Genomic DNA, 24,018 nt, shown 5'->3' on the forward strand with positions numbered 1-24,018 from the left:
CAAGCTACCTGTTGTTCTCTATTACCAGCCGAACAGTTTGCTGAACCAGTTCTCCACTCTACTGGCGATCGTGGTCCAGGTTTCGCGCAAGATCGTCTTGGCGGCTTCTTTGATCGTATCCCACAGCCCATCTATGGATTCCCGCTGCATGGCAGGCGTCACGTACTCGGCGCGGGTCTCTCGCGTGACGCTCCACTTTTTTTCTTTGGGCAGCCTATGGATGATTTGCTCGATCAGGATCTGCAGGCCGTAGCCTTCCATGGCGGAAGTGATGAAGATCTGGGTTAATGGCACGTTGAACAGCTGGCTGATCTGCATCTGCTTGCGGCTGATGTTGGTCAGCTGTTGCGGACCAGGCATGCTGTGGATGAAGTCCCATTCCCGGCACGGCTCGATCTTGTCTACCTGATTCACCACGAATGGCAATGGAATATCGTGCTCGATCAGATAGGGCAGGATCAGGCGCTGATAGCACTGCTCGTCCACGCTTAGGGCGCGATCATCCGCTTTGATCAGCCACAGCACCAGATCCAGTTCCGGCAGCATCTCTTGATACTGCTTGGCGTAAGTGGCTTCCTTATCCTGGCGTTCACCGACGCCGGGTAGATCAATCAGCGAGATGCCTTTGCCGTTCTGGTAGGCCAGGGTGTATTCGGACGCGCCGACGGTGCAAGGCGCGACGTCATCGACTTCGGCGACTTCTTGCCCGAACAGGGCATTGCACAGGCTGGACTTGCCGGCGCCGCTTTTGCCCATCAAGCCGACTGCGGCTTCGTAATTCACCAGCTCTTCGATGCGGTCACGCAGTTTGTTCAGCTGTTCGTCGCTGAATGCACTGGCATGGGACTGGAAGGGCTGTTGCAGCCATTGCGCGAGTTCTTGCCGTGAGGCAGGTGGTCTCATGATGCTTTCTCCAAGAAATAGCACGCCCATCCTCGGTGCGCTGAGGATGGGTGTTATGCCGTCAATAAGGGGTCAATAAGATTGGCTGCGCGGCTTGGACAGACCGTCAGGTCAGATGCCAACCGGGCCGCTAGATAGGCTTCAGCCGGTCAGCTGCGCCTTATTGCAGGTCTTCTTTGCGAATGGCGAGATCACGCCGCGATCCCCCTTCTTGTAAAACCATTTCTGCGCCACGCTCCAGGGGATTTCCATATTGCGGCTGTCGTAAAACTTCATATCGCGCATGAAAACCAAGTTGGCGGCGGCCTTCAGGTTCGTGATCTGCTGCAAGCCTTCCTCGAATCCATCGGCATGGGTGCCATTGGCAATCCAGGTGGCGTGGTGGAAGGCGCAACCACCTTGCGACGCAGTCGTGCCGCCATTCTTCATCCGCTTAAAGTCGCGCTCGGCATCGGCGTAGGCTTTTTCTTCCAGCTTGGATGGATCTCGGGAATTGCCTACGCAGAACGCAGCGCCGCCCGCGCTGCCTTCTTTTAAACCGTTTAAGGCGCATTGGTAGGCTTCGCGATACTCGGCGGAGTTTGGTCTGTCCCGATCCCCGTGGACACTAACTTAAGGTGGATAATCCCCACCAAGGAGCAGTGTTCATGATCAAGACCAGACGTACTTTCCCGGAGGCCCTCAAGCGCGAAGCGGTTGAGCAGGTACTTGCCGGCACCCCGTTACGGCATGTTGCCCAAGCCTTCGACATTACCGAGTCGCTGCTGGGCAAGTGGAAGCGTCAGCTCCAAGACGCCGGACCCGATGCCTTCCCCGGCCGAGGCAAACAGACCGGTGAAGCCGCCGAGCTCAAGCGACTGCGGGATGAGCTGGCCCGCGTTACCATGGAGCGCGATGTCCTAAAAAAGGCGCTCGCCATCTTCTCGCAACCCACGAAGTGAAATTCCGCGCGATTCAGGCTCTGTCAGGCCGCTACCCGGTAGCCCCGATGTGCCAACTGTTTCGTGTGTCCCGCAGTGGCTACTATGCTTGGCTACACCGCCCACCTTCGGCGCGAGAGATGGCGAACCGACAACTACTACGTGAAATCCGGCTGGTGCATGCCGAGGTCAAGGGTATTTATGGCCATCGGCGTATTCATGCCGAACTTCTTGCACAGGGCTTCGCCTGCGGGCGGCATCGCATCGCGGACTTGATGCGGCGAAACGGTATCAGGGTTAGAACTCGTAAACGTTGGCGATCCGTCAGTGGTGGTCCACACCTTCTACCCGTGGCGCCCAATCTGCTGCAGCGACAATTTGCTGCTGGTGGCGACATCAATCAGCGTTGGGTGTCGGATATGACCTATATCCGGACCAGTGAGGGGTGGCTGTACCTGGCGGTGGTACTCGACTTGTACTCCCGGGCGATAGTGGGCTGGGCCATGCATCACCGAATGCAGCAAGAACTGGTGCATGCTGCCCTGACGATGGCGGTGGCGCGTCGCAAGCCTTCAGGAGAGGTGATTCTGCATTCGGACCGTGGGAGTCAGTACTGTGCCTTTGACTACCAGGCTTTGCTGAAGTGGACTGTCTCGGGAACCGTAGACAAATTCCCGCCTGACGCCGAAGCCCGTTCAAAGGCCTCGGGACTGATGCCCGTTCTGCTGACGCTGGCTGCGCCGGCCTGGGCGTGGTCATGCGCCTTGGGTGGTGGACAGTTGGCGCAATCTGACGCCGGGCAGCGTTTTTTGCGGCAGCTTTTTCAACTGGAGAGCGGCGCACCAAGAGTTTTGCCGGCTGCTACGCGGCATTTCCTGCTGTTCGGTTTTCGGCGTAAGCCCTTGGATTCTGGAGCCGGGCGACGGCCGGGGGCCTAAGCAGCCAGTTGCGCGACGAGGCGCAGCGGCAGGCATTCCGAATGCAGGGTTATTCGCAATCTCATGCCGCCATTCTGCATGCCGGAGACGTGCTGCGAGATGTGCGGGAGATCCTGGCTAGCTATGTGTCGCCTGCTGCTGGCCGGGATGATTCCGGGCGAAAGCTGTCAATGCGGCGCCGCTGATGCGGTAATACACTTTGTCCTCCACCACGCTGGCGCCGATGTGGCGATAAAACGCCAACGCTGCCGCATTGCCGCGCTCGGCGGTCCAGTCCAGCCGTTGGCAGCCATGCTCCAGCGCCAGCCGGGCCAGCGCCTGCAGCAAGGTTTTGCCTGCGCCGCTGCCGCGGGCCTCTTCGCAGGTGAACAGGTCTTTCATGAACAGTTGGCCGCTGTACTCCGGCGCCGGATAGAGCAGGGAGAAGGTGGCCAGGCCCAGCGTCAGTCCGTCTCGCTCCGCCAGCATGGTCTGCACGCCGCAATGCGGCTGGAACAGGTTGGCGGCGACATAGCGGGCCGACGCGTCGAGCTTGGCCCGTTCCGCGCCGAAGTAATGCTTGTCCATTTGATAGAACAGCTCGGCGAGGGCATCGCTGTCGGCGGGAGCGGCCAGGCGGGTGGTGATCATGGTGCCATCCTGTGGGACGAAGCTGTTGATGCCAATGCTATCGGACCAGACCGGCCGCTCATTCCAGATCGCGGCGGAATACCCAGCTCAGTTCGCTGGACGCGGCAGGGTCGAAAGCATAGCCTGCGCTGTCGAAATCGCGCAGCGCTTCCGGCTGCCTGACCCGATTTTCCGCCGCCCAGCGCGCCATCAGCCCCCGCGCGCGCTTGGCGTAGAAGCTGATGATCTTGTAATGGCCATTCTTGCGGTCCTGGAATACCGGCGTGACGATGGCGGCGTTCAGCCGCTTCGGCTTCACCGACTTGAAGTACTCCTCCGACGCCAGGTTGACCAGGGTGTGCTGTCCCAGCTCCGCCAGTTGCGCGTTCAGTGCGTCGGTGACGATATCGCCCCAGAACTCGTACAGGTTTTTGCCGCGCGGGTTGGCAAGGCGGGTGCCCATTTCCAGCCGGTAGGCCTGCATCAGGTCCAGCGGACGCAGCACGCCGTAGAGGCCGGACAGGATGCGCAGGCGCTGTTGCAGATAGCCGGTGGCGTCGGTGTCCAGGCTGCCGGCGTCCAGACCTTCGTAGACATCGCCCATGAAGGCGTACAGCGCCTGCTTGGCGTTGTCGGGCGCGAACGGCGGCCGCCAGTCGGCGTAGCGGCCGACGTTGAGGTTGGCCAGCGCATCGCTGATGCTCATCAACTGGCTGATTTCCAGCGGGCTTTTCCGGCGCAACACGCCTATCAGCTCGGCGCTGTGGCTCAGCAGGGCGGGCTGGCTGAATTGCTCGGAGGCCGGGGGCGTTTGGTAGTCCAGCGTCTTGGCCGGCGAGATGACCATCAACATGCGGCAAATCCTTTTGGTGAATAGCCGGCTATTGTACCCAAGCTCGCCGCATCCGGGCGCGCCGGTCGGCGCGAGGAGGGCGGATTGGATAGAATGAATCGTGTTTGACGATGAGGACAATCCGGATGCGGGTGTTGGTGCAGAGAGTGAGCCAGGCGGCGGTGACGGTGGCAAATGAGGTGACGGGGCAGATCGGCGCGGGCTTGCTGCTGCTGGTGGGGGTAGGGGAGGCGGACGGCGCCGAGGACATCGCCTGGCTGGTGCGCAAGATCAGCCAGTTGCGCATTTTCAACGACGAGACCGGGGTGATGAACCGCTCGCTGCTGGAGAGCGGCTGCCAGGCGCTGGCAGTCAGCCAGTTCACGCTGTACGCCAGTGTGAAAAAGGGCAACCGGCCGTCGTATTCGCGCGCGGCGCGGGGCGAGGTTTCGCAGCCGCTGTTCGAGCGCTTCGTCGCCGAACTGGCGGCGACGCTGGGCCAGCCGGTGCCCACGGGGGTGTTCGGCGCGGACATGCAAGTGGACCTGGTCAACGATGGCCCGGTCACCATCTGGCTGGACAGCCGCAATCCGGAGTGAGGCGATGAACAAGCTGCCGTGGCGGGTGCTGGTGGTGCCGTATTACCTGAACCGCTATGCGCGCCAAGTGCATGTGCTGCGGGTGGCGCTGGCGTTTCTGTTCGGCCTGTTGCTGACGGTATGGACCGGCATGCCGCACGGCGGCTGGATGCTGGTGACCATCCTGATCGTGCTGGGCGGGGTGCCGCACTGGGGCGGCGTGCAGCGCAAGGCGCTGGAGCGGATGGGCGGTTCGCTGCTGGGCGCGCTGGCAGGTTTGGCGGCCATCGTGCTGCATGGCTGGTCGCCTTACGCCTGTTATGCGTGGATGCTGGTGGTGGTGGGTTTCAGCACCTGGCATGCGCAGGGCGGCGGCGGCTATCTGGCGTTGCTGACGGGCATCACACTGGTGATTGTCGGCGGCTTGGGCGACGAGCCCATCGTCGAGGCTTTGTGGCGCAGTTGCAATGTATTGCTCGGCTCGCTGATCGGGATGGCGGCGGCGGCCACTCTGCCGCTGCGGGCGATGGACAGCTGGCGTTTTCTGCTGGCGGACAATCTGCGCGAGGCGGCGCTGCTGTACAACCGCATTGCGCGCCGGCTGCCGGTGGAGGGCGATGCCGCGCTGGAGCAGTTCAACGCCAGGTTGATCCGTATGCGCGGGTTGCTGCCGGCGGTGACGCAGGAGTCGTCGCTGGCGCACAGCCAGCTGGATCAGGTGCAGCGCTGCCAGCGCGGCATGTGGACCTTGCTGGATCGGATGGCTGAGGTGGCGGAGACGACGCCGGCACTGGTGGAGGAGGGGTCGCCGCGGCGCGCCATCGTGCTTGCCTTGTTGCGCGCTGCGCACGCGCTGCGCTTCAATCAGCCGCAGCTGCTGGAGCAGCCGCTGCCGGCGGCGGACAATCCGGCGCGGATGCAGTGGCCGTCGCATTGCCACTGGCTGGTGGCGGAGTTGACGCTGACGGTGGAGGAGTTGCGGCAGAACCTGCAGCGGACCCTGCCGCAGCTGATCGCCGTGCCGCCGCCGGCGCGCAGCCTGGTGCGGCGCATGCGCGGCGTTGGCCGCGGGACGAATCAGGCTCGGTAGGCGCGTGCAGATGCGGAACGGCCCGGAATTTTCCGGGCCGTTTGTTTTGCGGCGGTGCGACGGCGGCGTTTACAGGCCGACTATCTTCACTTTCTGTCCTGGCTGCAGGTGGTTGGCCTGGCGGCTGCCGTTGATGCGCTGGATATCGTTGTGTTTGACGCCGAAACGGCGGGCGATGCTGAACAGCGTGTCGCCGCGCCGCACCGTGTATTCGGTGGAGTGGCGGGACGGGGCCGGGCTGGCGTTGCTGACCTTGACCAGGGATGGATCGCCGCCGTTGTCGGACGGGGCGGCGCTGGCCAGCTGGGCGTCGCCCTGGTCGATGGTTTTCAGCTGCAGCTCTTGGCCCACCTGCACGATATTGCCTTCCAGGCGGTTCAGGGTTTTCAACTCGTCCACGCTCAGATTGTTGCGGCGGGCGATGCTGTACAGGGTGTCGCCGCCGGAGACGGTATAGCGATCCAGATCGCTGGTGGCCAGTGACTGGGCGTCGGCCTGGCTGCTTGCCATGTTGGCCGCGCTGGCTATGCGGATGGCCTGGGCTACGGTGCTGTCGCCGGCGCTTGCCGTCTGGGCGGTCGGAGCGGGCTCCATTTTTGCCTCCGGCGCGGCAGGCACGGCTGCCGAGGTGTCCGCCATGGCGACGACGGTTGCGGCTGGGGTGGCCGCTGGCGGAGTGCTGACGGCCGCGGCGGTGTCGACCTGAGCCAGCATGGTGACGCCTGCCGGGGCGCTGTTCAGCGGGGTATCTATGGACTCCACCGGCTGGCCGTCGTTCATCGCCTTGTTCATCGCCACCAGCACCGGTTGGCCGGCTTTCAGCGTGGAGCCGGACAGGCGGTTGGCGGCCAGCAGCTGGTTGGCGCTCATGCCGTGCTCGTTGGCTATGTCTTTGGCATTGGCGTCGCTCTTGGGAATGTAAACCTCCCAAGTCAGCAGCGGCTTGCTCCATTTGTCGAGGTTCGCCTCGAATTTGTCCGCCTTGCCGGCGGGAAGCAGCATCTGTCGTCCCGCCTTATACGCGTACACCGGCAGGTTGAAGGCCGGGTTGAGTTCCTTGAATTCCGCCACCGAGATGCCGGCCAACCGGGCGGCGATGTCGATGTTCATGTGTTTGCCGGTGGAAACTGCGACGAAATAGGGCTTGTTGGGGAACTTGTCCAGCCGCATGCCGTATTTTTCCGGATTCAGCAGGATGTTGCGCACCGCCAGCAGCTTGGGCACGTAGTTGCGGGTTTCGTTAGGCAGGCGGATGTTTTCGTAGGTTGGGGGCAGGCCGGCGGCCTGAGCCTTGGCCAGCGCGCGCGCTACATTGCCTTCGCCCCAGTTGTAGGCTGCCAGCGCCAGGCTCCAGTCGCCGAACTGGGCGTAGAGGTTCTGCAGGTAATCCAGCGCGGCGCGCGTCGATTCCATCACATCGCGGCGGCCGTCGTACCACCAGGTCTGCTCCAGGCCGTACTGGCGTCCAGTGGCAGGCATGATCTGCCACAGGCCGGAGGCACCGGTGGGGGAGATGTAGGCGGGGACGCGCGACAGCGCGGTGGGGACGAAGGCGCTTTCCACCATCGGCAGCAGCGCGATCTCGGTCGGCATGCCGCGGCGCTCAACTTCGTTCATGATGTGGAACAGGTATTTTCGGCTGCGGTCCAGCGTGCGTTTGAAGTACTCGGGCCGGCTGGCGTAGAAGCGCTCCTGGCGGCGCACCACGTCGGCATTGACCTCGTCCAGCCTGAAGCCTTCCCGCGCCCGCTTCCAGACGTCGTCGCCATTGCGCAACAGGCTGGAGTTTTGCAGCATCATGTCCAGGCCGGCGGCCAACGCTTCGTCCACGCCGGGAGCGCGGACGGCAGGATCGGCGCCGGCGATGGCCGGCGATGCGGATAGCAATGCTAGGGACACGGTTAGTGCCAACGGGGTGAGGCGTTTCATGCAGACGGGCCCATAATTCTAATTCCGGCTGATCCTAAACATGCACTTATAGGGTGTCAATTGAAAAAACCAAATAATTTCATGTGCTTTCATTGTTAATAGCCTATCTCTCCGGCGTGTGAAGGAGATTGGCGCGCGGCTGCGGGGAATTACTTATCCGGCATGGCTTTTTTTAGCGAAAATCGTCCTTCCAGGCTCGCAGACGGGCGAAACTGGCCGCTTCGTCATCGTCTTCGCGTCCCCCTTGCGCCAGCAGGCTTTGGCGGATAGCCGGCTCCGCGCAGCGCAGAAAGGGGTTGCTGGCGAGTTCCAGGGCGATGGTGCTGGGCAGGGTGGGCTGGCCGCGCTCGCGCAGTCCCTGGTCGCGGCTTTGCCGCACCGCCAGCACCGGATTGGCAGGGTCGGCGGCCAGGGCGAAGCGCAGATTGGACAGCGTGTATTCGTGGGCCGGGTAAACTTTGGTCGATGGCGGCAGTTGCGCCAGTTTTTTCAGCGAAGCCAGCAATTGCGCCGGCGTACCCTCGAACACCCTGCCGCAGCCTGCGGCGAACATCGTGTCGCCGCAAAACAGGGCGTCGTCGATCCGGTATGCCAGATGGTCCAGGGTGTGGCCGGGAACCGCCAGCACCGTCGCATCGCCCATCGGCAAGCGTACGGTATCGCCTGCCTTTACTTCCTTGGTCACGCCGGCGATTCCGGGGGGGCCGTAGACCACGGCGTCCGGCCAGGCCCGCGCCAGTTCGGCTAAGCCGCCGCAATGGTCGGCGTGGTGATGGGTGACCAGGATGGCGTCGAGCCGCAGTTTTTCCCGCTGGAGGAAACGCAGCAGAGGGGCGGCTTCGCCCGGGTCGACGGCAACTGCGCGACCGTCCTGTTGCAAAACCCAGATATAATTGTCTGAGAACGCCCCGATCGGGGTGACGTTGAACATGGCTGGCATAAGGCCTTCCTCAATGAAAAATTCGTTTGGCGGCTGGCTGACCGGCACCGAGCTGGGCCGCTATCTGCTGGCGCGCGAGCAAGACTATTTCGAGCGGGTGGTGGCGGATGTGTTCGGCTACCACGCGGTGCAGGTCGGCGTGCCTGAAATTGACTGCCTGCGCGGCAACCGCATTCCCTGGCAATGCCGGGTGGCGGATTGCGGCGCGGTGGACGTCTGTTGCGATCCGGCCTTCCTGCCGTTTGAAAACCGCAGCCTCGATCTGCTGGTGATGCCCCATGTGCTGGATTTTACCACCCAGCCGCATCAGGTATTGCGCGAAGCGGATCGGGTGCTGATGCCAGAGGGCCGTTTGATTCTGACCGGCTTCAATCCGTTGTCGCTATGGGGGGTGCGGCGGCTGATCCAGGGGCGGGAGTCGGTGCCGTGGAACGGCAGCTTCCTGACCCAGCTCCGGGTGAGAGACTGGCTGACGCTGCTGGATCTCGAGCTGGAGGGCGCCGCCTTCATGGCCTACGCGCCGCCGTTCACGCGCAGCGACTGGCTGTGCCGCTGCGGATTCATGGAGGGCGCGGGCGAGCGCTGGTGGCCGCTGGCCGCCGGGGTGTACGGCATCGAGGCGGTCAAGCGCCAGCGCGGCATGCGGCTGATCACCCCCAGCTGGAAGCAGAAGCAGGCCAAGAGCAAGGGCGCGCTGGGCGTGGTGGCGGGCAACGAGCGCCAGCATACCCACAAGCGGCGCGATACAACCGAGCGGGACGGCGCGCCGTCCTGCCATTGACTAGAGACAGCATGACTACGGAAGACAAGGTCGAGATCTATACCGACGGCGCCTGCAAGGGCAACCCCGGTCCCGGGGGCTGGGGCGCCCTGTTGCGCTACAAGGGCAAGGAGAAGGAGATCTGCGGCGGCGAGCGCGGCACCACCAACAACCGGATGGAGATCATGGCGGTGATCCGGGCGCTGGCCTCGTTGAACCGGCCCTGCAATGTGGTGGTCTATACCGACTCGCAATATGTGCAAAAAGGCATTTCCGAGTGGATACACGGCTGGAAGGCGCGTGGCTGGAGGACCGCGGCCAAGGAGCCGGTGAAGAACGCCGACCTGTGGCAGGAGCTGGATGCCGAGCGCAACCGCCATCTGGCGGTGGAGTGGCGCTGGGTAAAGGGCCATGCCGGCCACGAATTCAACGAAAGAGCCGACCAGCTCGCCAATAAGGGCGTGGAGTCGGTCTGAGCAAGACAAGTTGTGGCCGCGCAGCATGGCGCGGCCCGCGGGAAGCAGCATGAGACAGATTATTCTCGATACCGAAACCACCGGTCTCGATCCGCAGCAAGGCCACCGCATCGTCGAGTTCGCCGGTCTGGAAATGGTGGGCCGCAAGCTTACCGGCAAGCACTTGCATCTTTACATCCATCCCGAGCGCGACATCGATCCGGACGCGCAGCGGGTGCACGGCATCTCGTTGGAGTTCCTTGCCGGCAAGCCGGTGTACCGCCAGGTGGGGCAGGAGATCGCCGATTTCCTGCGCGGGGCGGAGCTGATCATCCACAACGCGCCGTTCGACGTGGGCTTTCTCAACGCCGAGTTCGCCAAGATGGGGCTGGAGCCGGTAAGCGCCTTGTGCGCCGGCGTGATCGACACGCTGCGCGAGGCGCGCGACATGTTCCCGGGCAAGCGCAACAGCCTGGACGCGCTGTGCGACCGTTTCGAGATAGACCGCTCCAACCGTACCCTGCACGGCGCGCTGGTGGACTGCGAACTGCTGTCCGAAGTGTACCTGTGGATGACGCGCGGCCAGGAGAGCCTGGCGATGGACATCGACGTGGAGCTGCCCGGCGACGCCGGCGGCGCCATCCAGTTCGAGCGCAAGCCGTTGAAGGTGCTGGCCGCCAGCGAGGCGGAGCAGGCCGAGCACCAGGCCTATCTGGACGCGCTGGACAAGGCGGTGAAGGGGCCGTGCTTGTGGCGCAGCCTGGAGCAGCCGGCGCAGGCGGAAGGCTGACCATGGCCAGATACATCGCCCTGGTGCCGGCGGCCGGTTCCGGCAGCCGTTTTGGCGCGGCCAGCCCCAAGCAGTACCTGCAGCTCAACGGCAAGCCGCTGATGTGGCACACGCTGGCCACGCTGGCGGCGGTGTCCGCCATCGACGAGGTGGCGGTGGTGATTTCCCCGCACGACGAGTGGTTCGACGATTTCAACTGGGATCTGCCCAAGCTGCGCGTCTACCGCGTCGGCGGCGCCACCCGCGCCGAAAGCGTGAGCCACGGACTGGCGGCGGTGGCTTCCGGCGACGACGACTGGGTGCTGGTGCACGACGCCGCGCGCTGCTGCGTGTCGGTGGCGGCGGTGGAGCGTCTGATCGCCACGCTGGCCGGGCATCCTGTCGGCGGCTTGCTGGCTTTGCCGGTGCCGGACACCGTCAAGCGCGCCGACAGCGAAGGCCACGTCGGCACCACCGTGCCGCGCAACGGCCTATGGCTGGCGCAGACGCCGCAGATGTTCCGCGCAGGGCTGCTGGCGAACGCCTTGCGGGACCAGCCGGCCGACGACATCACCGACGAGGCGTCCGCCATCGAGCGCGCGGGCCTTAAACCATTGCTGGTGGAAGGCGACGCGCAGAATTTCAAGGTGACCTATCCGCGCGACCTGGCGCTGGCGCGCGCCATCCTGGCCGCGCGCGATGGTCAATAGATTGCAAGATTCGAGGAATAAGATGTTCCGTATCGGACAAGGCTACGATGTGCATCAACTGGTGGCGGGCCGGCCGCTGATCCTGGGCGGCGTGGTCATTCCGCACGACAAGGGTCTGTTGGGCCATTCCGACGCCGACGCGCTGCTGCACGCGATTACCGACGCGTTGCTGGGCGCGGCGGCGCTGGGCGACATAGGTCGCCATTTTCCGGATACCGCCGTCGAATTCAAGGGCGCGGACAGCCGAGCGCTGCTGCGCGAGGCCGTCGCCCGGGTGCGGGCAGCCGGCTGGCGGCCGGTCAATGTGGACAGCACGCTGATCGCGCAGCAACCCAAGCTGGCGCCGCACATCGACGCGATGCGCGCCCATATCGCCGCCGACCTTGGATTGGACGTAGGCGCGGTCAACGTCAAGGGCAAGACCAACGAGAAACTGGGCTACCTGGGCCGCTGCGAGGCGATAGAAGCGCAGGCGGTCTGCCTGTTGATGCCGGCTTAAGGCGGTTTGCGGGCGGCATGCGATGGCGGTCCGCTTGTGGGATAATCGCGCAACGTCGCTCATGCCGGGCATGAGCCCTCACACTCGCCAGGAGGCCTTATCATGCTGACCCAGGATCAATTGAAACTCGCCGTCGCCAAGAAAGCGCTGGAATTCGTGCCGGAAGACGCCATCATCGGGGTGGGCACCGGCAGCACCGTCAACCTGTTCATCGAGGAACTGGCCGGTATCAAGGGGCGCATCAAGGGCGCGGTGTCGAGCTCTGAGGCCTCCACCGCCCGGCTCAAGGCCCACCACATCCCGGTGTTCGACCTCAACGAGGTGGAAAAGCTGCCGGTCTACATCGACGGCGCGGACGAGATCAACCATCACTTGCACATGATCAAGGGCGGCGGCGCGGCGCTGACGCGGGAGAAGATCGTGGCCGGCGTGGCCGACGAATTCGTCTGCATCGCCGACGAGAACAAGTACGTGGCCATGCTGGGGGCGTTCCCGCTGCCGATCGAAGTCATCCCGATGGCGCGCAGCTACGTCGCGCGCCAACTGGTGAAGCTGGGCGGCCACCCCGAGCTGCGCCAGGGCGTGGTCACCGACAACGGCAATGTGATCATCGACGTGCACGGCCTGCAGATCATGAAGCCGGTGGAGCTGGAGGAAACCATCAACCACATCGCCGGGGTGGTGACCTGCGGCCTGTTTGCCCGCCGCCGCGCCGACGTGCTGGTGCTGGGCCGGCAGAGCGGGGTGCAGGTGCTGCGCTGAGCGGCGCGCCGGACTGAAAATTCGTGGTAGGACGGCGTGTCACGCTGCTGTCATCTGCTTGTCTTACCATTTTCTTTTAGCTGCAAGACCTTGAGGCGAACATGGCAGAACATATTTCCAAGCAGTTTGACATGGAGCTGGAAACCATCCGGACCCGGGTGCTGCAGATGGGCGGGCTGGTGGAGCAGCAGATCCTGTCGGCCATCGATGCCTTGATGTCCGGCGACATCGTCCGCCTGGACAAGGTGATCGCCGAGGATGCGCTGGTCAACGCGATGGAGGTGGGCATTGACGACGACTGTCTGCACATCATCGCCCGCCGCCAGCCGGCGGCCAGCGACCTGCGCATCGTCTTCACCGTGATCAAGATCATCACCGACCTGGAGCGCATCGGCGACGAGGCGCAGAAGATCGCGCGGATGGGCAAGACCATCCACCAGTCCGAGCGCTTCCAGATGCCGCGCTTCCGCGAGATCCAGAAGATGGCCGAATCGGCGCTGGCGATGCTGCGCCGCGCGCTGGACGCCTTTGCCCGGCTGGACACCAGCGCAGCGCTGGAACTGGCCGAGGAAGACCAGCGGCTGGATGAGAACTTCGCCGCCGAGCTGCGCCAGCTGATCACCTTCATGATGGAAGATCCGCGCACCATCAGCATGTCCATCGACACGCTGTTCATGTCCAAGGCGATAGAGCGCATCGGCGATCACTCGAAGAACATCTCCGAATACGTGGTCTATCTGGTGAAGGGCAAGGACATCCGCCACACCACGCTGGAAGACAAGAAGCGCGAGACGCTGGGACATTGAGCGAGTCTCGGACATGACGCTGGAGCCAAAATGGCGGTAACATTTCACGGTTACCGCCATTTTGCTTGCCGCGCGCGCCGGGCTCCGTTCGCCCCGCGCCAAAGCGTCAGGCGCAACCGAACAAGAAAAGGGGTGTCTTTGACACACGCCACGCCCCCCCACACCGTGCTTGCCACTATCGATCTGGGCTCCAACAGTTTCAGGCTGCAGGTCTCCCGCGTAGTGGACGACCAGCTGTACACGCTGGACGTGATGAAGGAGACCGTGCGCCTCGGCGCCGGGCTGACCGCCGACAAATACCTGAACGACGACACCCGCGAGCGGGCGCTGGCCTGCCTCGCCCGCTTCGGCGAGCGCTTGCGCGGCTTTGTGCCGGCCCAGGTGCGCGTGGTCGGCACCAATACCTTGCGGGTGGCCAAGAACGCGCCCGGCTTCATCGCCGAGGCCGAGGAGAAGCTGGGTTTCCCGATAGAAGTGATCGCCGGCCGCGAAGAGGCCCGGCTGATCTACCTGGGCGCCGCCCATTCGCTCCCCGACACCAAGGAGCGCCGCATGGTGGTGGACATCGGCGGCGGCTCCACCGAGTTCATCATCGGCAGCCACTACAAGGCGTTGGTCACCGAAAGCCTGCCGCTGGGCTGCGTCAGCTACACGCTGCGCTTTTTCCCGGATGGCAAGTTGACGCGCAGCAACTTCCGCGACGCGGTGCTGGCGGCGCGCAATGAGATCCAGCGCATCCGCCATGAATACCGTCCCAGCGAGTGGCAGCTCGCGGTGGGAACCTCCGGCACCGCCCGCTCGCTGCGCGATGTGCTGGAGATCAACGATTGGAGCCGCGCCGACATCACGCTCGCTGGCATGGAGCGGCTGCGCGCCATCCTGATCGAGCAGGGCAGCATAGACGCGGTCAAGGTCAACGGCCTGAAGGCCGACCGCGCGCCGGTGCTGGCCGGTGGCTTGGCCATCATGATCGCGGTGTTCGAGGAGCTGCAGGTCGAGAAGATGATCGTCACCGAGGGCGCGTTGCGCGACGGCGTGTTGTATGACCTCCTGGGCCGCCAGCGCGAGAAGGACATGCGCGACAGCACGGTGGCGCTGTTCAAGCGCCGCTACCATGTGGACACCCAGCAGGCCGAGCGCGTTAACCAGCTGTCGGAGAAACTGTACCGGATGGTGGCCGGCGAGGACGTCGACCAGGACATGCTCAAGCGCTTGTGCTGGGCGGCCAAGCTGCACGAGATCGGCTTGTCCATCGCCCACACCGCCTATCACAAGCACTCCACCTATATCCTGCAGAACGCCGACATGCCCGGCTTTTCCAAGCGCGAGCAGGCGACGCTGGCCGCCATCGTGCTGGGCCACCGCGGCGACATGGGCAAGATGACGCAGTACATCAGCCAGCCGGCTTTGTGGCAGGCGGTGGTCGCGCTGCGGCTGGCGGTGCTGTTCTACCGCAGCCGCATCAATGTGGAGCTGCCGGCCCGGCTGGATTTGCAGCAGCACGCCAGCGGCTTCACCCTGTCGCTGAGCAAGAGCTGGCTGAGCGACAATCCTCTGTCGGCCAGTAGTTTCCGCCAGGAAGTGGGGCAGTGGAAGAACGTCGGCTTCCAGCTCGACATCGTGCAGGAATAGGCGGCGGATGCGGCATCCGGAACTGAAGGAGAGGCTGCCGACGCTGGGCGAACAGCCCGGCAGCTTGTTGTCGGTGGGCGCAGCCAAGCACGCGGCGACCGACTTGTCGCTGTTCGACTACGATGGCGACGATTGCCTGGAGCGGGCGGCGCTGGCGTTGGCCGATCTGGCCGGCTACCGCCGGCGCGGCGAAGTGCTGTGGCTGAACGTCTACGGCCTGAGCGACGCCGACGCGATCCAGGCGGTGGGCGAGCGCTTCGGCCTGCACCCGCTGGTGCAGGAGGACATACTCAACGCACGCCAGCGTCCCAAGCTGGAAGAGTACGACGACTACCTGTTCCTGGCCTGCCGGGTGTTCGACTACCAGGGTGGCGGCCGGCTGCAGTCCGACCAGATGTATCTGGTGTTGGGGGACGGCTTCGTGCTGACCTTCCAGGAGCGGCCGACAGGGGTGTTCGAGCAGGTGAGGGACCGGCTGCGCAAGGGCCGCGGCGCTTTGCGCAAGCGCGGCGCCGACTACCTCGCCTATTCGCTGCTGGACGCCATCATCGACGATTACTTCGGCGTGCTGGGCCAGTTCAACGACAAGGTGGAGCGCACCGACAGCCAGCTCTTGCAGGGGCGCGACAACGGCGTGCTGCGCCAGATCCAGCGGTTGAAGCGCGACTGCCTGAAGCTGCGCCGCGCGTTGATGCCCTTGCGCGAGGTGCTGCTGTCGCTGAACCGCGGCGAGCAGGAGCGCTTCGCCGACGATACCCGCGTCTATCTGCGCGATGCCTACGACCATGTGGTGCATGTGCTCGAATCGCTGGAAATGAGTCGCGAGATGGTGGGCGACATGATGGACCTGTACCTGTCCACCCAGTCGCACCGGCTCAACCTGCAGATGCGGGTACTGACGGTGATCACCATGATCTTCATGCCGTTGACGCTGATCGCCGGCATCTACGGGATGAATTTCGAGAACATGCCGGAGCTGAAGTGGCGCTATGGCTACTATCTGGTGCTGCTGGCGATGGCCGCCATTTCCGCCGGCATGGGCTGGTGGTTCTGGAGGCGGAGGTGGATTTGAGCGCGCAATAATGGAAAAAAGCCGGCAAGCGCCGGCTTTTTTGCGCTTACACCTCGTCCGAGCGCAGCCGCTTCACGCCGGCCTGGCGCATTTGCAACCAGGCGTCGGACAGGGAGCCGTCGATGTCTATCGCGCGGCAGGCGTCTTCGATCACGGTGGTGTCGAAGCCGGCGGCGCAGGCGTCGATGGCGCTCCAGGCCACGCAGAAATCGGTGGCCAGCCCCGCCAGCCACAGGCGCTTGACGCCGCGTTCTTGCAGATAGCCGGCCAGGCCGGTGCGGGTGGCGCGGTCGGCTTCGACGAAGGCGGAATAGCTGTCCACCAGCGGGTTGCAACCCTTGCGCACGATCAGGCGGGCGTGCTGGATTTCCAGTTTCGGGTGGAAGTCGGCACCGACGCTGTCCTGCACGCAGTGCTCCGGCCACAGCGTCTGCCTGCCATAGGGCAGCTCGACGCTCTGGAAGGGCTGGCTGCCGGGATGGCTGCCGGCGAACGATATGTGGCCCGCCGGGTGCCAGTCCTGGGTCAGCACCACGTTTTCAAACAACAGCGACAGATGGTTGATCAGCGGCACCACTTCGTCGCCGCCGGGCACGGCCAGCGCGCCGCCGGGACAGAAGCTGTTCTGCACATCCACCACGATCAATGCACAGTCGGCGCCATAACGTTTCAGGGGCATGGGGCTACCTTGTTGTTGCTCGTCAGTCATCTTGTTAACACGGCAGGGGCCAGGGGTAAAGAGCGCCGGGCGCCGCGCCGTTTGCGTTTAATACCCTTGGGGGGTATATAATGGCGACAGGAGAACACGATGACCCAGTCCCTGCTTACCTTGCCGGTCGCCGGCATGAGTTGCGCCGCCTGCGCCGCCCGCATCGAGAAACAGCTTAACCGTCTGGACGGCGTCGAGGCGTCGGTCAGCTTCGCCAACGAGAGCGCGCAACTGCATTACGATCCCGAACGCAGCAGTCCGCAGCAACTGGTGGACGCCATTGTCCGCTGCGGTTTCACCGTGCCGCGCCAGGCGCTCAATCTGGATATAGGCGGCATGAGCTGCGCCGCCTGCTCCGCGCGGCTGGAAAAGGCCTTGAACCGGCTGCCGGGGGTGGAGGCGATTGTCAATTTCGCCGCGGAGTCGGCGCGCGTAGAGTTTTTGCCTGGCCTGATCGATCAACAGCGCCTGCTGGCCGAGGTGCGCCGCGCCGGTTTCGAGCCGGTTTTGCAAAGCGCCGATGGCGGCGAAGCCGCCGCCACCGCGCGCTACCGCGGCGAACTGGCTTGGTTTGCGGTCTCCGCCTTGCTGACCCTGCCTTTTATGATCGAGATGGCGGTGATGTTCGCCGGCGGCCATCACGGCTGGCTGCCCAGGATGTGGCAGCTGGCACTGGCCACGCCGGTGCAGTTCGTCGTCGGCTGGCGTTTCTACCGCGGCGCCTGGCAGGCGCTGAGGGGAGGCGTCGCCAATATGGACGTGCTGGTGGCGCTGGGCACCAGCATGGCCTGGCTGCTTTCGGCGGCGGTGACGCTGTGGGATATCCCCGGCCAGCATGTGTATTTCGAGGCCAGCGCGGCGGTGATCACGCTGGTGTTGCTGGGCAAGCTGCTGGAGGCCAGGGCCAAAGGCAAGACCTCGGCGGCCATCGCCGCGCTGATGAAGTTGGCGCCCAAGACCGCCAGGCTGGAGCGCGATGGCCAATTGGTGGAAGTGGCGGTGGACAGCCTGCGGCGCGGCGACGTGGTGGTGGTGCGCCATGGCGACAATCTGCCGGTGGATGGCGAGGTGGTGTCGGGCGAAGCCTGGCTGGACGAGAGCATGCTGACCGGCGAGAGCCGCGCGGTGCTGAAGCAGGCCGGCGACAGGGTTTGTGCCGCCACCCGCAACCAGGACGGCATGCTGAAGGTGCGCGCAACCGGCGTCGGCAGCGAAACCCAGCTGGCCGGGATCGTGCGCATGGTGGCGGCGGCCCAGGGCAGCAAGGCGCCGATCCAGCGGCTGGCCGACAGGATTTCCGCCGTCTTTGTGCCGGTGGTGACGGCGCTCAGCCTGCTGACCTTCCTCGCCACCGGCTGGATGGGCGGCGACTGGGCGCAGGCGCTGATCCGCGCGGTGGCGGTGCTGGTGATCGCCTGCCCGTGCGCGCTGGGCCTGGCCACGCCGACCGCGGTGATGGTGGGCGTGGGCAACGGCGCGCGGCGCGGCATCCTGTTCCGTAACGCCGCGGCGCTTGAGCTGGCCGGCAAGGTGGCGGTCCTGCTGGTGGACAAGACCGGCACTCTGACCGAGGGCCGGCCGACCTTGCGCCATGCGTTGGCGCTGAGTGGCAGCGAGGCGCGGTTGGTGCAGCTGGCGGCCAGCGCCGAGGCCGGTTCCGAGCATCCTCTGGCCCACGCCATGCTGCAGAGGGCCAAGGAGTTGCAGCTGCCGCTGCTGTCCTGCTCCAGCTTCCGCGCAGATGTCGGCAACGGGGTGGAGGCGGCGCTGGCGGATGTGGGCATGGTCAGGGTCGGCGTGCCGGAGTGGGTGGGGGTGGAGCTTCCCGCCGCGGCGCAGTCCTGGCGGGCGGAGGGCGCCACGGTGGTGGCGGTGAGCCTGGACGGCGAGTCGCAAGGCCTGCTGGCGCTGGCTGATTCATTGCGTGACAGCTCCGCCGCCGCGGTGAGGGATTTGCAGGCCTTGGGAGTGAAGGTGGTGATGCTGACCGGCGACCAGGAGGCTACTGCCCGCAGCATCGCGGCTCAGGCCGGGATCGTCGAGTGGCGCGCCGGCATGAAACCGCAGGACAAGGCCGGCGTGGTCAGGGACTGGCAGGGCAAGGGCGGCAAGGTGGCGATGCTGGGCGACGGCGTCAACGACGCGCCGGCGCTGGCGGCGGCGGATGTCAGCCTGGCGATGGGGGCCGGTTCCGACGTGGCGATCGCCGCAGCCGACATCACGCTGATGCACGGTGATCTGCGGCACGCGGTGGATGCGATCCGCCTGTCGCGCGCCAGCCTGGCCAAGATCCGCCAGAATCTGCTGTTCGCCTTTGTCTACAATGCGCTGGGCATTCCGCTGGCGGCGCTGGGCATGCTCAATCCGGTGATCGCCGGCGCGGCGATGGCCGCCAGCTCGGTATCTGTGGTATCCAATTCGCTGTTGTTGCGCCGCTGGCGCTGAGCCGGCGGATTTTTCAAATTCAAGGAGACGATATGGCTGAACTGATTCTGAACATAGACGGCATGACCTGCGGCGGCTGCGTCAAGAGCGTGACCGGCATTCTGGAAACCATGGCCGGCGTCGGCGCGGTGCAGGTCAGCCTGGAGGACAAGCGGGCGAAAGTGGATTACGACGAGGCCGTGGTGTCGCCGCAGGAGCTGGCGGCAGCGGTAATCGACGCCGGCTTCGACGTCAACTTCTGAATCCCGTGATTTCGGCCAGTTTTCTTCGGCGGCGGGACGCGTTCTGCTAAATGCCTTGTCCCGCTGCCTGTCGCGTCGACGGCGCCGCTATGGCGGTTTCGAGCGGGCATGCCGAGGGAGGCCGGAGATGTGCACGCATTTTCAACTGCAGTCGCAGGACAAGCAGATCGTAGTGGGCCGTTCGATGGAGTTCGCCAAGCCATTGCTGCCGGCGTTCTATGTGCAGCGCCGCGGCGAGTCATTCTCGCAGCCGGTGTGGGCCGGCGCGGAGTTCCAGAAGATGGCCGACGCCGAAGCCTGGACCGTCAGCTACGGCTATGTCGGGATCAGTTCCGTCAACTTGCCGCTGCCGGGCATCTCCCAGCGCATCGTCACCGACGGCCTGAATGAAGCCGGGCTGAGCGTCAGCCTGCTCTGGTTGCCGAATACCCGCTACCAGGAGTTTGCCAGCCTGAAGACGACGGTGCTGGCGCCGCTGTTCGCTGACTGGGTGCTGGCCCATTGCGCCAGCGTGGCGGACGTGTGGGAGCAGTTGCCGACGCGGCAGTTCTGGCTGCCGGACTGGCTGGCCAAGTCCCTGCCGCTGCACGCGGCCATTGTCGACAAGGACGGCCGCTCCATCGTGGTGGAGTTTCAGGACGGGCAGCAGAAGATCTACAACAATCCGGTGGGCGTCTGCACCAATGCGCCGTGGTTTCCCTGGCATCTGGACAATCTGGGCAACTACCTGAATCTGACGCCGGACGATCCACAGCCGCAGGAGTTCGGCAGCCTGAAGGTGTCGACGCCCGGCCATGGCGGCGGGCTGAGCGGACTGCCCGGCAATTCCACCCCGCCGGCCCGCTTCGTGCGCACCGCCTACCTGAAGCAGTTCGCCGACCCGCCGGCCGATGTCCAGCAAGCCTATACCCTGGCCACCCACTTGCTCAACGCGGTGGATATTCCGCGCGGCACCATTCGCGAAGGCAAGGAGCAAGACCATACCCAGTGGGCGGTGGTGAAGGGCTTGACGACCGGCGAGATCGGCCTGCGCACCTACGACAGCATGCAGTACACCGGCGTGAGGCTGGCCGACATCGATTTCGCCACGGTGGCCAGCAAGGTGGTGCCGGTGGAGCCTCTGGCCGACATCACCTTCATCAAGGTATAAGCACGCGGGTGCCGGGCGGCGGCGGTTTCAGTCCCCGCCCAGCATGCCGTACTCCACCGGCGTCTTGACGTAGAACACCTTGACGCCTTCTTCGCGCAGCCGTTCCAGCAAGCGCTCGGCCTCGTGGCCGCTCAGCGCCATCGTCACCTCCTCGGGCTGATCGGTCAGCTCGAAGAAGCGGGCGGCGTGGATGCGCCGGTCCTGGCCGAAGCCTTCGCTGGCGGAGAACAGCGTGGCGCCGCCGATTCCCAGGCGATGGGCCTCCTGCATAAGCCACTCCGCCAGCGGCACGCCATGGTGGCGGTGTCCCTGCTGGGTGAAAAACGACAGCTGATAACCTTGCATGGCGATCCTTCCTGGCGGGCTGCGGTTCACAACTCGATCAATGTGCCTTCTTTCAGCGGATAAACTCGCAGGCCGGCCGGCACGCCGCCTTGCAGCTCCTGCAGCAGCGCGTCGCGGCAGCAGGGGTCGGCATGCGATATCCAGAGATGGACGTTGGCCGGCATATTGGCCAGCAGCGGCGCCAGCGTGGCCGGCGCCATCTGGCTCTGCTCGCAGGCTTCATGCTGGCGGTCGTTGCTGTAGGTGACTTCGCAGATCACGTCGGTCAGCGATGGCACGCCGCCCACCCAGTGCCAGAAAGCCGGGCAGGGACCGGAGTCGCCGCTGAAGGCCAGCGCCCGCCATGGACCTTCTATCAGCCAGCCTATCGCCGGCACGCGGTGCTGGGCCGGCAGCGCGGTGGCCAGGCCGTCGACGAGGGGAATGGTATCGCCGACCTGCACCGGCATCATGCGCAGCCATGGGCATTCCTGCGAGGGCGTGCAGGTGTAGTCCGGCCAGATTTCGCCGTTGAAAACATGCTGATGCAGAATGTTCAGCGTTTCCTCCTGTCCATACACCTCCAGGCCGCTGCCGCGGTAGCTGGCGTGGACGTGGGCGAGCAGGGGCAGCAGCGCGCAGTGGTCGATATGGCTGTGGGTGAGCAGCACGCGGCGTATGGCCAGCATGTCTTCGGTGCTCAGGCTGCCGCAGCCGGTGCCGCAGTCCACCAGCGTGTCCTGGCCCACCTGGAAGCAGGTGGTCTGGCCGGGATATCCCACGCAGGCGGAAGCACCCAGAATTCGGATGTGCATGCAACGCTCCCATGCTTGTGCTGAGGGTTTATTGCATTGTAGATCAAGGCGTTTGGCGCAATGGCTGGCGTTATAATTGAAATGACTTCGACATATTGTGATGCGGCCGGGCCAGGGCTATGATCGTGGTTCCGTCTGGAAAGCCGGTTGGCCGGCGGCGGATACAAAGAGATGAGGAAACAAATAATGCAGAAACAAATTCTGACCGCGTTGGCGGCGTCGTTGCTGTCCGGTTCCGTGCTGGCGGCGGACATTCCGTTGCGCGACTTTTTCCGCAATTCGGAGCAGAGCGGCTTCAGCCTGTCGCCGGATGGCCAGAGCGTGGCCTTCCTGTCACCGTGGGAAAGCCGCAAGAACATCGTGGTGCGCCGTTCGGGCAAACCGGATCAGCGCGTCACCGCCATCAAGGACCGAGACCTGTCCGGCTATTTCTGGAAGGGCAACGACCGGCTGGTGTACGTGAAGGACAATGCCGGCGATGAGAACTTCCACCTGTACAGCGTGGATCTCGCCAGCGGCGAAACCCGCGATCTGACGCCCTTCCCAGGCGTGCGCGCCGACATCGTCGATGGTCTGGTTGACCGCGACGACGAGCTGCTGGTGCAGCTGAACAAGCGCAACCCGGAAATCTTCGACGTCTACCGCGTCAATCTGAAAACCGGCGAATTGAAGCTGGAGGCGGAGAATCCGGGCAAGGTGGCCAGCTGGGGCACCGACCACGACGGCAACATCCGCATCGCCACCGAGACCGACGGCGTCAACAACACCGTGCTGTACCGCGACGAGCCGGGCGGCAAGTTCCGCAAGCTGCTGACCACCAACTTCCGCGAGAATTTCTCGCCGCTGTTCTTCACTTTCGACAACCAGCGTTTCTACGCCGCTAGCAATCTGGGCCGCGACAAGGCCGCCATCGTCGAGTACGACCCGAAGACCGGCAAGGAGGTGAAGGAAATCTATGCCCGCCAGGACGTGGATGTGAGCGATCTGGGCTTCTCGCACAAGCGCAAGGTGATCACCTGCGCAGAGTTTGAAACCGACAAGCCGGGCCGCCAGTGTTTCGACGAAAAGAGCGAGGCGCTGCTCTCCAAGCTGGAGGCCAGGCTGCCGGGCTACCAGGTGGACATCGTGTCCAGCAACCGTGACGAGAACCGCTTCGTGGTCAGGGCCTGGAACGACCGCACCCGCGGCAACAGCTATCTGTACGACCAGGGCAGCGACAAGCTGGAGCTGCTGGCCGAGTTGGCGCCGTGGCTGAAGGAAGAGCAGATGGCCAGCATGCGTCCGGTGCAGTACCAGAGCCGCGACGGCCTGACCATCAACGGCTACCTGACTTTGCCGCGCGGCAAGGAGGATGCCAAGAATCTGCCGGTGATCATCAACCCGCACGGCGGACCATGGGCGCGCGACAGCTGGGGCTTCAATCCGGAAGTGCAGTTCTTCGCCAGCCGCGGCTGGGCGGTGCTGCAGATGAACTACCGCGGCTCCACCGGCTATGGCCGCAATTTCTGGGAGGCTTCGTTCAAGGAGTGGGGCGGCAAGATGCAGGACGACGTCAGCGACGGCGTCAATTGGCTGACGAAGGAGGGCATCGCCGATCCTAAGAAGGTCTGCATCTACGGCGGCAGCTACGGCGGCTACGCCACGCTGGCGGGCATCACCAAGACGCCGGAGCTGTACCGTTGCGCGGTGGACTATGTCGGCGTGTCCAATCTGTTCACCTTCATGAAGACCATCCCGCCGTACTGGAAGCCGTTCCTGGATTCCATGTACGAGATGGTGGGCAATCCGGACAAGGACAAGGCGTTGCTGCGCGAGCGCTCGCCGGTGTTCCATGTCGATCGCATCCAGGCGCCGCTGCTGGTGTTGCAGGGCGCGAAGGACCCGCGCGTCAACATCAACGAGTCCAACCAGATCGTCGACGCGCTGAAGAAGCGCGGCGTGGCGGTGGAGTACATGGTCAAAGACAACGAGGGCCACGGCTTCCACAACGAGGAAAACCGCTTCGACGCCTACGGCGCGATGGAAAAGTTCTTCAACAAATATCTGGATTGAGTTCCGGTCCCGCGCAGACCACCCCGCCGGCAGTCACGGCGGGGTTTTTCATGCGCCGAATGCGGCGTCACGGCCAG

At 64.4% G+C, this 24,018-nt stretch carries 26 protein-coding genes; 17 read left to right on the forward strand and 9 right to left on the reverse strand.

Features of this window, described 5'->3' with window-relative positions:
- Positions 1-21 precede the first annotated feature (21 nt).
- Positions 22-933: a GTPase family protein gene (locus tag BI344_RS09910; RefSeq protein WP_083370150.1), complete on the reverse strand. Its 912-nt coding sequence runs from the start codon at positions 931-933 to the stop codon at positions 22-24.
- Positions 934-1,044: 111 nt separating this feature from the next.
- Positions 1,045-1,332, reverse strand: coding sequence for a hypothetical protein (locus BI344_RS09915; RefSeq protein ID WP_071112775.1), 288 nt, complete (start codon positions 1,330-1,332; stop codon positions 1,045-1,047).
- Positions 1,333-1,550: 218 nt separating this feature from the next.
- Here BI344_RS09915 and BI344_RS09920 point away from each other — a divergent pair, with 218 nt between their 5' ends.
- Positions 1,551-1,844, forward strand: coding sequence for a transposase (locus tag BI344_RS09920; protein WP_046166891.1), 294 nt, complete (start codon positions 1,551-1,553; stop codon positions 1,842-1,844).
- Positions 1,841-2,761 (forward strand): IS3 family transposase, encoded by a 921-nt coding sequence (locus BI344_RS09925; RefSeq protein WP_139166942.1) that lies wholly within the window; start codon positions 1,841-1,843, stop codon positions 2,759-2,761. Before BI344_RS09920 ends, BI344_RS09925 begins: the two co-directional genes overlap by 4 nt.
- 117 nt (positions 2,762-2,878) lie before the next feature.
- On the opposite strand, the gene BI344_RS09930 is transcribed toward BI344_RS09925, so the two are convergent.
- Together BI344_RS09930 and yaaA are read right to left on the reverse strand one after the other, a co-directional pair.
- A complete protein-coding gene (locus BI344_RS09930) occupies positions 2,879-3,391 on the reverse strand; it encodes a GNAT family N-acetyltransferase (protein ID WP_071112776.1) in 513 nt (170 codons plus the stop codon).
- A gap of 58 nt (positions 3,392-3,449) precedes the next feature.
- Positions 3,450-4,223: a peroxide stress protein YaaA gene (gene yaaA / locus BI344_RS09935; RefSeq protein WP_071112777.1), complete on the reverse strand. Its 774-nt coding sequence runs from the start codon at positions 4,221-4,223 to the stop codon at positions 3,450-3,452.
- Between the two features lie 110 nt (positions 4,224-4,333).
- Between yaaA and dtd the strand changes: the two genes are divergently transcribed.
- Positions 4,334-4,801: a D-aminoacyl-tRNA deacylase gene (gene dtd / locus BI344_RS09940; RefSeq protein WP_479415221.1), complete on the forward strand. Its 468-nt coding sequence runs from the start codon at positions 4,334-4,336 to the stop codon at positions 4,799-4,801.
- Positions 4,802-4,805: 4 nt separating this feature from the next.
- Positions 4,806-5,870 (forward strand): FUSC family protein, encoded by a 1,065-nt coding sequence (locus BI344_RS09945; protein ID WP_071112779.1) that lies wholly within the window; start codon positions 4,806-4,808, stop codon positions 5,868-5,870.
- Positions 5,871-5,939: 69 nt separating this feature from the next.
- Here the strand turns inward: BI344_RS09945 and BI344_RS09950 are convergent, their stop codons facing one another.
- Entirely contained in the window at positions 5,940-7,799 is a 1,860-nt protein-coding gene (locus BI344_RS09950; protein WP_071112780.1) for a lytic transglycosylase, read from the reverse strand.
- A 172-nt stretch (positions 7,800-7,971) separates the two neighbouring features.
- On the reverse strand, positions 7,972-8,739 hold the full coding sequence (gene gloB, locus BI344_RS09955; protein WP_338032382.1) for a hydroxyacylglutathione hydrolase: 768 nt from the start codon (positions 8,737-8,739) through the stop codon (positions 7,972-7,974).
- 13 nt (positions 8,740-8,752) lie between these two features.
- On the opposite strand from gloB, the gene BI344_RS09960 reads away from it, so the two are divergent.
- The 9 genes from BI344_RS09960 to corA all read left to right on the forward strand — a co-directional run bounded on the left by BI344_RS09960 (position 8,753) and on the right by corA (position 16,204).
- Positions 8,753-9,520, forward strand: a complete 768-nt coding sequence (locus tag BI344_RS09960) for a class I SAM-dependent methyltransferase (protein WP_071112781.1) — start codon at positions 8,753-8,755, stop codon at positions 9,518-9,520.
- An 11-nt stretch (positions 9,521-9,531) separates the two neighbouring features.
- Complete coding sequence (rnhA, locus tag BI344_RS09965) at positions 9,532-9,975, forward strand: ribonuclease HI (protein WP_071112782.1); 444 nt, start codon at positions 9,532-9,534, stop codon at positions 9,973-9,975.
- Between the two features lie 49 nt (positions 9,976-10,024).
- Entirely contained in the window at positions 10,025-10,744 is a 720-nt protein-coding gene (gene dnaQ / locus BI344_RS09970) for a DNA polymerase III subunit epsilon (RefSeq protein ID WP_071112968.1), read from the forward strand.
- A 2-nt stretch (positions 10,745-10,746) separates the two neighbouring features.
- Entirely contained in the window at positions 10,747-11,433 is a 687-nt protein-coding gene (gene ispD / locus BI344_RS09975; RefSeq protein WP_071112783.1) for a 2-C-methyl-D-erythritol 4-phosphate cytidylyltransferase, read from the forward strand.
- 22 nt (positions 11,434-11,455) lie between these two features.
- Complete coding sequence (gene ispF / locus BI344_RS09980) at positions 11,456-11,932, forward strand: 2-C-methyl-D-erythritol 2,4-cyclodiphosphate synthase (protein WP_071112784.1); 477 nt, start codon at positions 11,456-11,458, stop codon at positions 11,930-11,932.
- Between the two features lie 102 nt (positions 11,933-12,034).
- Entirely contained in the window at positions 12,035-12,694 is a 660-nt protein-coding gene (gene rpiA, locus BI344_RS09985; protein WP_071112785.1) for a ribose-5-phosphate isomerase RpiA, read from the forward strand.
- A gap of 101 nt (positions 12,695-12,795) precedes the next feature.
- Complete coding sequence (gene phoU / locus BI344_RS09990; protein WP_071112786.1) at positions 12,796-13,500, forward strand: phosphate signaling complex protein PhoU; 705 nt, start codon at positions 12,796-12,798, stop codon at positions 13,498-13,500.
- A 138-nt stretch (positions 13,501-13,638) separates the two neighbouring features.
- Entirely contained in the window at positions 13,639-15,132 is a 1,494-nt protein-coding gene (gene ppx, locus BI344_RS09995; protein WP_239690915.1) for an exopolyphosphatase, read from the forward strand.
- 7 nt (positions 15,133-15,139) lie between these two features.
- Positions 15,140-16,204, forward strand: coding sequence for a magnesium/cobalt transporter CorA (gene corA, locus BI344_RS10000; protein ID WP_071112788.1), 1,065 nt, complete (start codon positions 15,140-15,142; stop codon positions 16,202-16,204).
- Between the two features lie 46 nt (positions 16,205-16,250).
- Here the strand turns inward: corA and pncA are convergent, their stop codons facing one another.
- Complete coding sequence (pncA, locus tag BI344_RS10005) at positions 16,251-16,883, reverse strand: bifunctional nicotinamidase/pyrazinamidase (RefSeq protein ID WP_071112789.1); 633 nt, start codon at positions 16,881-16,883, stop codon at positions 16,251-16,253.
- Positions 16,884-17,012: 129 nt separating this feature from the next.
- On the opposite strand from pncA, the gene BI344_RS10010 reads away from it, so the two are divergent.
- The 3 genes from BI344_RS10010 (at position 17,013) to BI344_RS10020 (ending at position 20,750) form a co-directional block, all read left to right on the forward strand.
- Positions 17,013-19,358, forward strand: a complete 2,346-nt coding sequence (locus BI344_RS10010) for a heavy metal translocating P-type ATPase (RefSeq protein ID WP_071112790.1) — start codon at positions 17,013-17,015, stop codon at positions 19,356-19,358.
- A 32-nt stretch (positions 19,359-19,390) separates the two neighbouring features.
- Positions 19,391-19,600, forward strand: coding sequence for a heavy-metal-associated domain-containing protein (locus tag BI344_RS10015; RefSeq protein ID WP_071112791.1), 210 nt, complete (start codon positions 19,391-19,393; stop codon positions 19,598-19,600).
- A gap of 127 nt (positions 19,601-19,727) precedes the next feature.
- Complete coding sequence (locus BI344_RS10020) at positions 19,728-20,750, forward strand: linear amide C-N hydrolase (protein ID WP_071112792.1); 1,023 nt, start codon at positions 19,728-19,730, stop codon at positions 20,748-20,750.
- A 27-nt stretch (positions 20,751-20,777) separates the two neighbouring features.
- Here BI344_RS10020 and BI344_RS10025 read toward each other — a convergent pair whose 3' ends face one another.
- Both BI344_RS10025 and BI344_RS10030 read right to left on the reverse strand, forming a co-directional pair.
- A complete protein-coding gene (locus tag BI344_RS10025; protein ID WP_071112793.1) occupies positions 20,778-21,095 on the reverse strand; it encodes a DUF190 domain-containing protein in 318 nt (105 codons plus the stop codon).
- A 26-nt stretch (positions 21,096-21,121) separates the two neighbouring features.
- Complete coding sequence (locus tag BI344_RS10030) at positions 21,122-21,889, reverse strand: 3',5'-cyclic-nucleotide phosphodiesterase (RefSeq protein ID WP_071112794.1); 768 nt, start codon at positions 21,887-21,889, stop codon at positions 21,122-21,124.
- Between the two features lie 186 nt (positions 21,890-22,075).
- Here BI344_RS10030 and BI344_RS10035 point away from each other — a divergent pair, with 186 nt between their 5' ends.
- The gene (locus BI344_RS10035) at positions 22,076-23,941 is read left to right on the forward strand and encodes a S9 family peptidase (protein ID WP_083338841.1); all 1,866 of its coding nucleotides are present in this window, start codon (positions 22,076-22,078) and stop codon (positions 23,939-23,941) included.
- The last annotated feature ends 77 nt before the right edge of the window (positions 23,942-24,018 follow it).

It is taken from the genome of Chromobacterium sphagni, from assembly GCF_001855555.1.
Classification (GTDB): Bacteria; Pseudomonadota; Gammaproteobacteria; order Burkholderiales; family Chromobacteriaceae; genus Chromobacterium; species Chromobacterium sphagni.

Excerpts from the sequence above, each read along its gene's own strand:
- BI344_RS09910 (WP_083370150.1), bottom strand. The coding sequence starts at position 933 with ATGGGCGTGCTATTTCTTGGAGAAAGCATCATGAGACCACCTGCCTCA.
- BI344_RS09915 (WP_071112775.1), bottom strand. The coding sequence starts at position 1,332 with ATGAAGAATGGCGGCACGACTGCGTCGCAAGGTGGTTGCGCCTTCCAC.
- BI344_RS09920 (WP_046166891.1), top strand. The coding sequence starts at position 1,551 with ATGATCAAGACCAGACGTACTTTCCCGGAGGCCCTCAAGCGCGAAGCG.
- BI344_RS09930 (WP_071112776.1), bottom strand. The coding sequence starts at position 3,391 with ATGATCACCACCCGCCTGGCCGCTCCCGCCGACAGCGATGCCCTCGCC.
- yaaA (WP_071112777.1), bottom strand. The coding sequence starts at position 4,223 with ATGTTGATGGTCATCTCGCCGGCCAAGACGCTGGACTACCAAACGCCC.
- dtd (WP_479415221.1), top strand. The coding sequence starts at position 4,334 with ATGAGGACAATCCGGATGCGGGTGTTGGTGCAGAGAGTGAGCCAGGCG.
- BI344_RS09945 (WP_071112779.1), top strand. The coding sequence starts at position 4,806 with ATGAACAAGCTGCCGTGGCGGGTGCTGGTGGTGCCGTATTACCTGAAC.
- BI344_RS09950 (WP_071112780.1), bottom strand. The coding sequence starts at position 7,799 with ATGAAACGCCTCACCCCGTTGGCACTAACCGTGTCCCTAGCATTGCTA.
- gloB (WP_338032382.1), bottom strand. The coding sequence starts at position 8,739 with ATGCCAGCCATGTTCAACGTCACCCCGATCGGGGCGTTCTCAGACAAT.
- BI344_RS09960 (WP_071112781.1), top strand. The coding sequence starts at position 8,753 with ATGAAAAATTCGTTTGGCGGCTGGCTGACCGGCACCGAGCTGGGCCGC.
- rnhA (WP_071112782.1), top strand. The coding sequence starts at position 9,532 with ATGACTACGGAAGACAAGGTCGAGATCTATACCGACGGCGCCTGCAAG.
- dnaQ (WP_071112968.1), top strand. The coding sequence starts at position 10,025 with ATGAGACAGATTATTCTCGATACCGAAACCACCGGTCTCGATCCGCAG.
- ispD (WP_071112783.1), top strand. The coding sequence starts at position 10,747 with ATGGCCAGATACATCGCCCTGGTGCCGGCGGCCGGTTCCGGCAGCCGT.
- ispF (WP_071112784.1), top strand. The coding sequence starts at position 11,456 with ATGTTCCGTATCGGACAAGGCTACGATGTGCATCAACTGGTGGCGGGC.
- rpiA (WP_071112785.1), top strand. The coding sequence starts at position 12,035 with ATGCTGACCCAGGATCAATTGAAACTCGCCGTCGCCAAGAAAGCGCTG.
- phoU (WP_071112786.1), top strand. The coding sequence starts at position 12,796 with ATGGCAGAACATATTTCCAAGCAGTTTGACATGGAGCTGGAAACCATC.
- corA (WP_071112788.1), top strand. The coding sequence starts at position 15,140 with ATGCGGCATCCGGAACTGAAGGAGAGGCTGCCGACGCTGGGCGAACAG.
- pncA (WP_071112789.1), bottom strand. The coding sequence starts at position 16,883 with ATGCCCCTGAAACGTTATGGCGCCGACTGTGCATTGATCGTGGTGGAT.
- BI344_RS10010 (WP_071112790.1), top strand. The coding sequence starts at position 17,013 with ATGACCCAGTCCCTGCTTACCTTGCCGGTCGCCGGCATGAGTTGCGCC.
- BI344_RS10015 (WP_071112791.1), top strand. The coding sequence starts at position 19,391 with ATGGCTGAACTGATTCTGAACATAGACGGCATGACCTGCGGCGGCTGC.
- BI344_RS10020 (WP_071112792.1), top strand. The coding sequence starts at position 19,728 with ATGTGCACGCATTTTCAACTGCAGTCGCAGGACAAGCAGATCGTAGTG.
- BI344_RS10025 (WP_071112793.1), bottom strand. The coding sequence starts at position 21,095 with ATGCAAGGTTATCAGCTGTCGTTTTTCACCCAGCAGGGACACCGCCAC.
- BI344_RS10030 (WP_071112794.1), bottom strand. The coding sequence starts at position 21,889 with ATGCACATCCGAATTCTGGGTGCTTCCGCCTGCGTGGGATATCCCGGC.
- BI344_RS10035 (WP_083338841.1), top strand. The coding sequence starts at position 22,076 with ATGCAGAAACAAATTCTGACCGCGTTGGCGGCGTCGTTGCTGTCCGGT.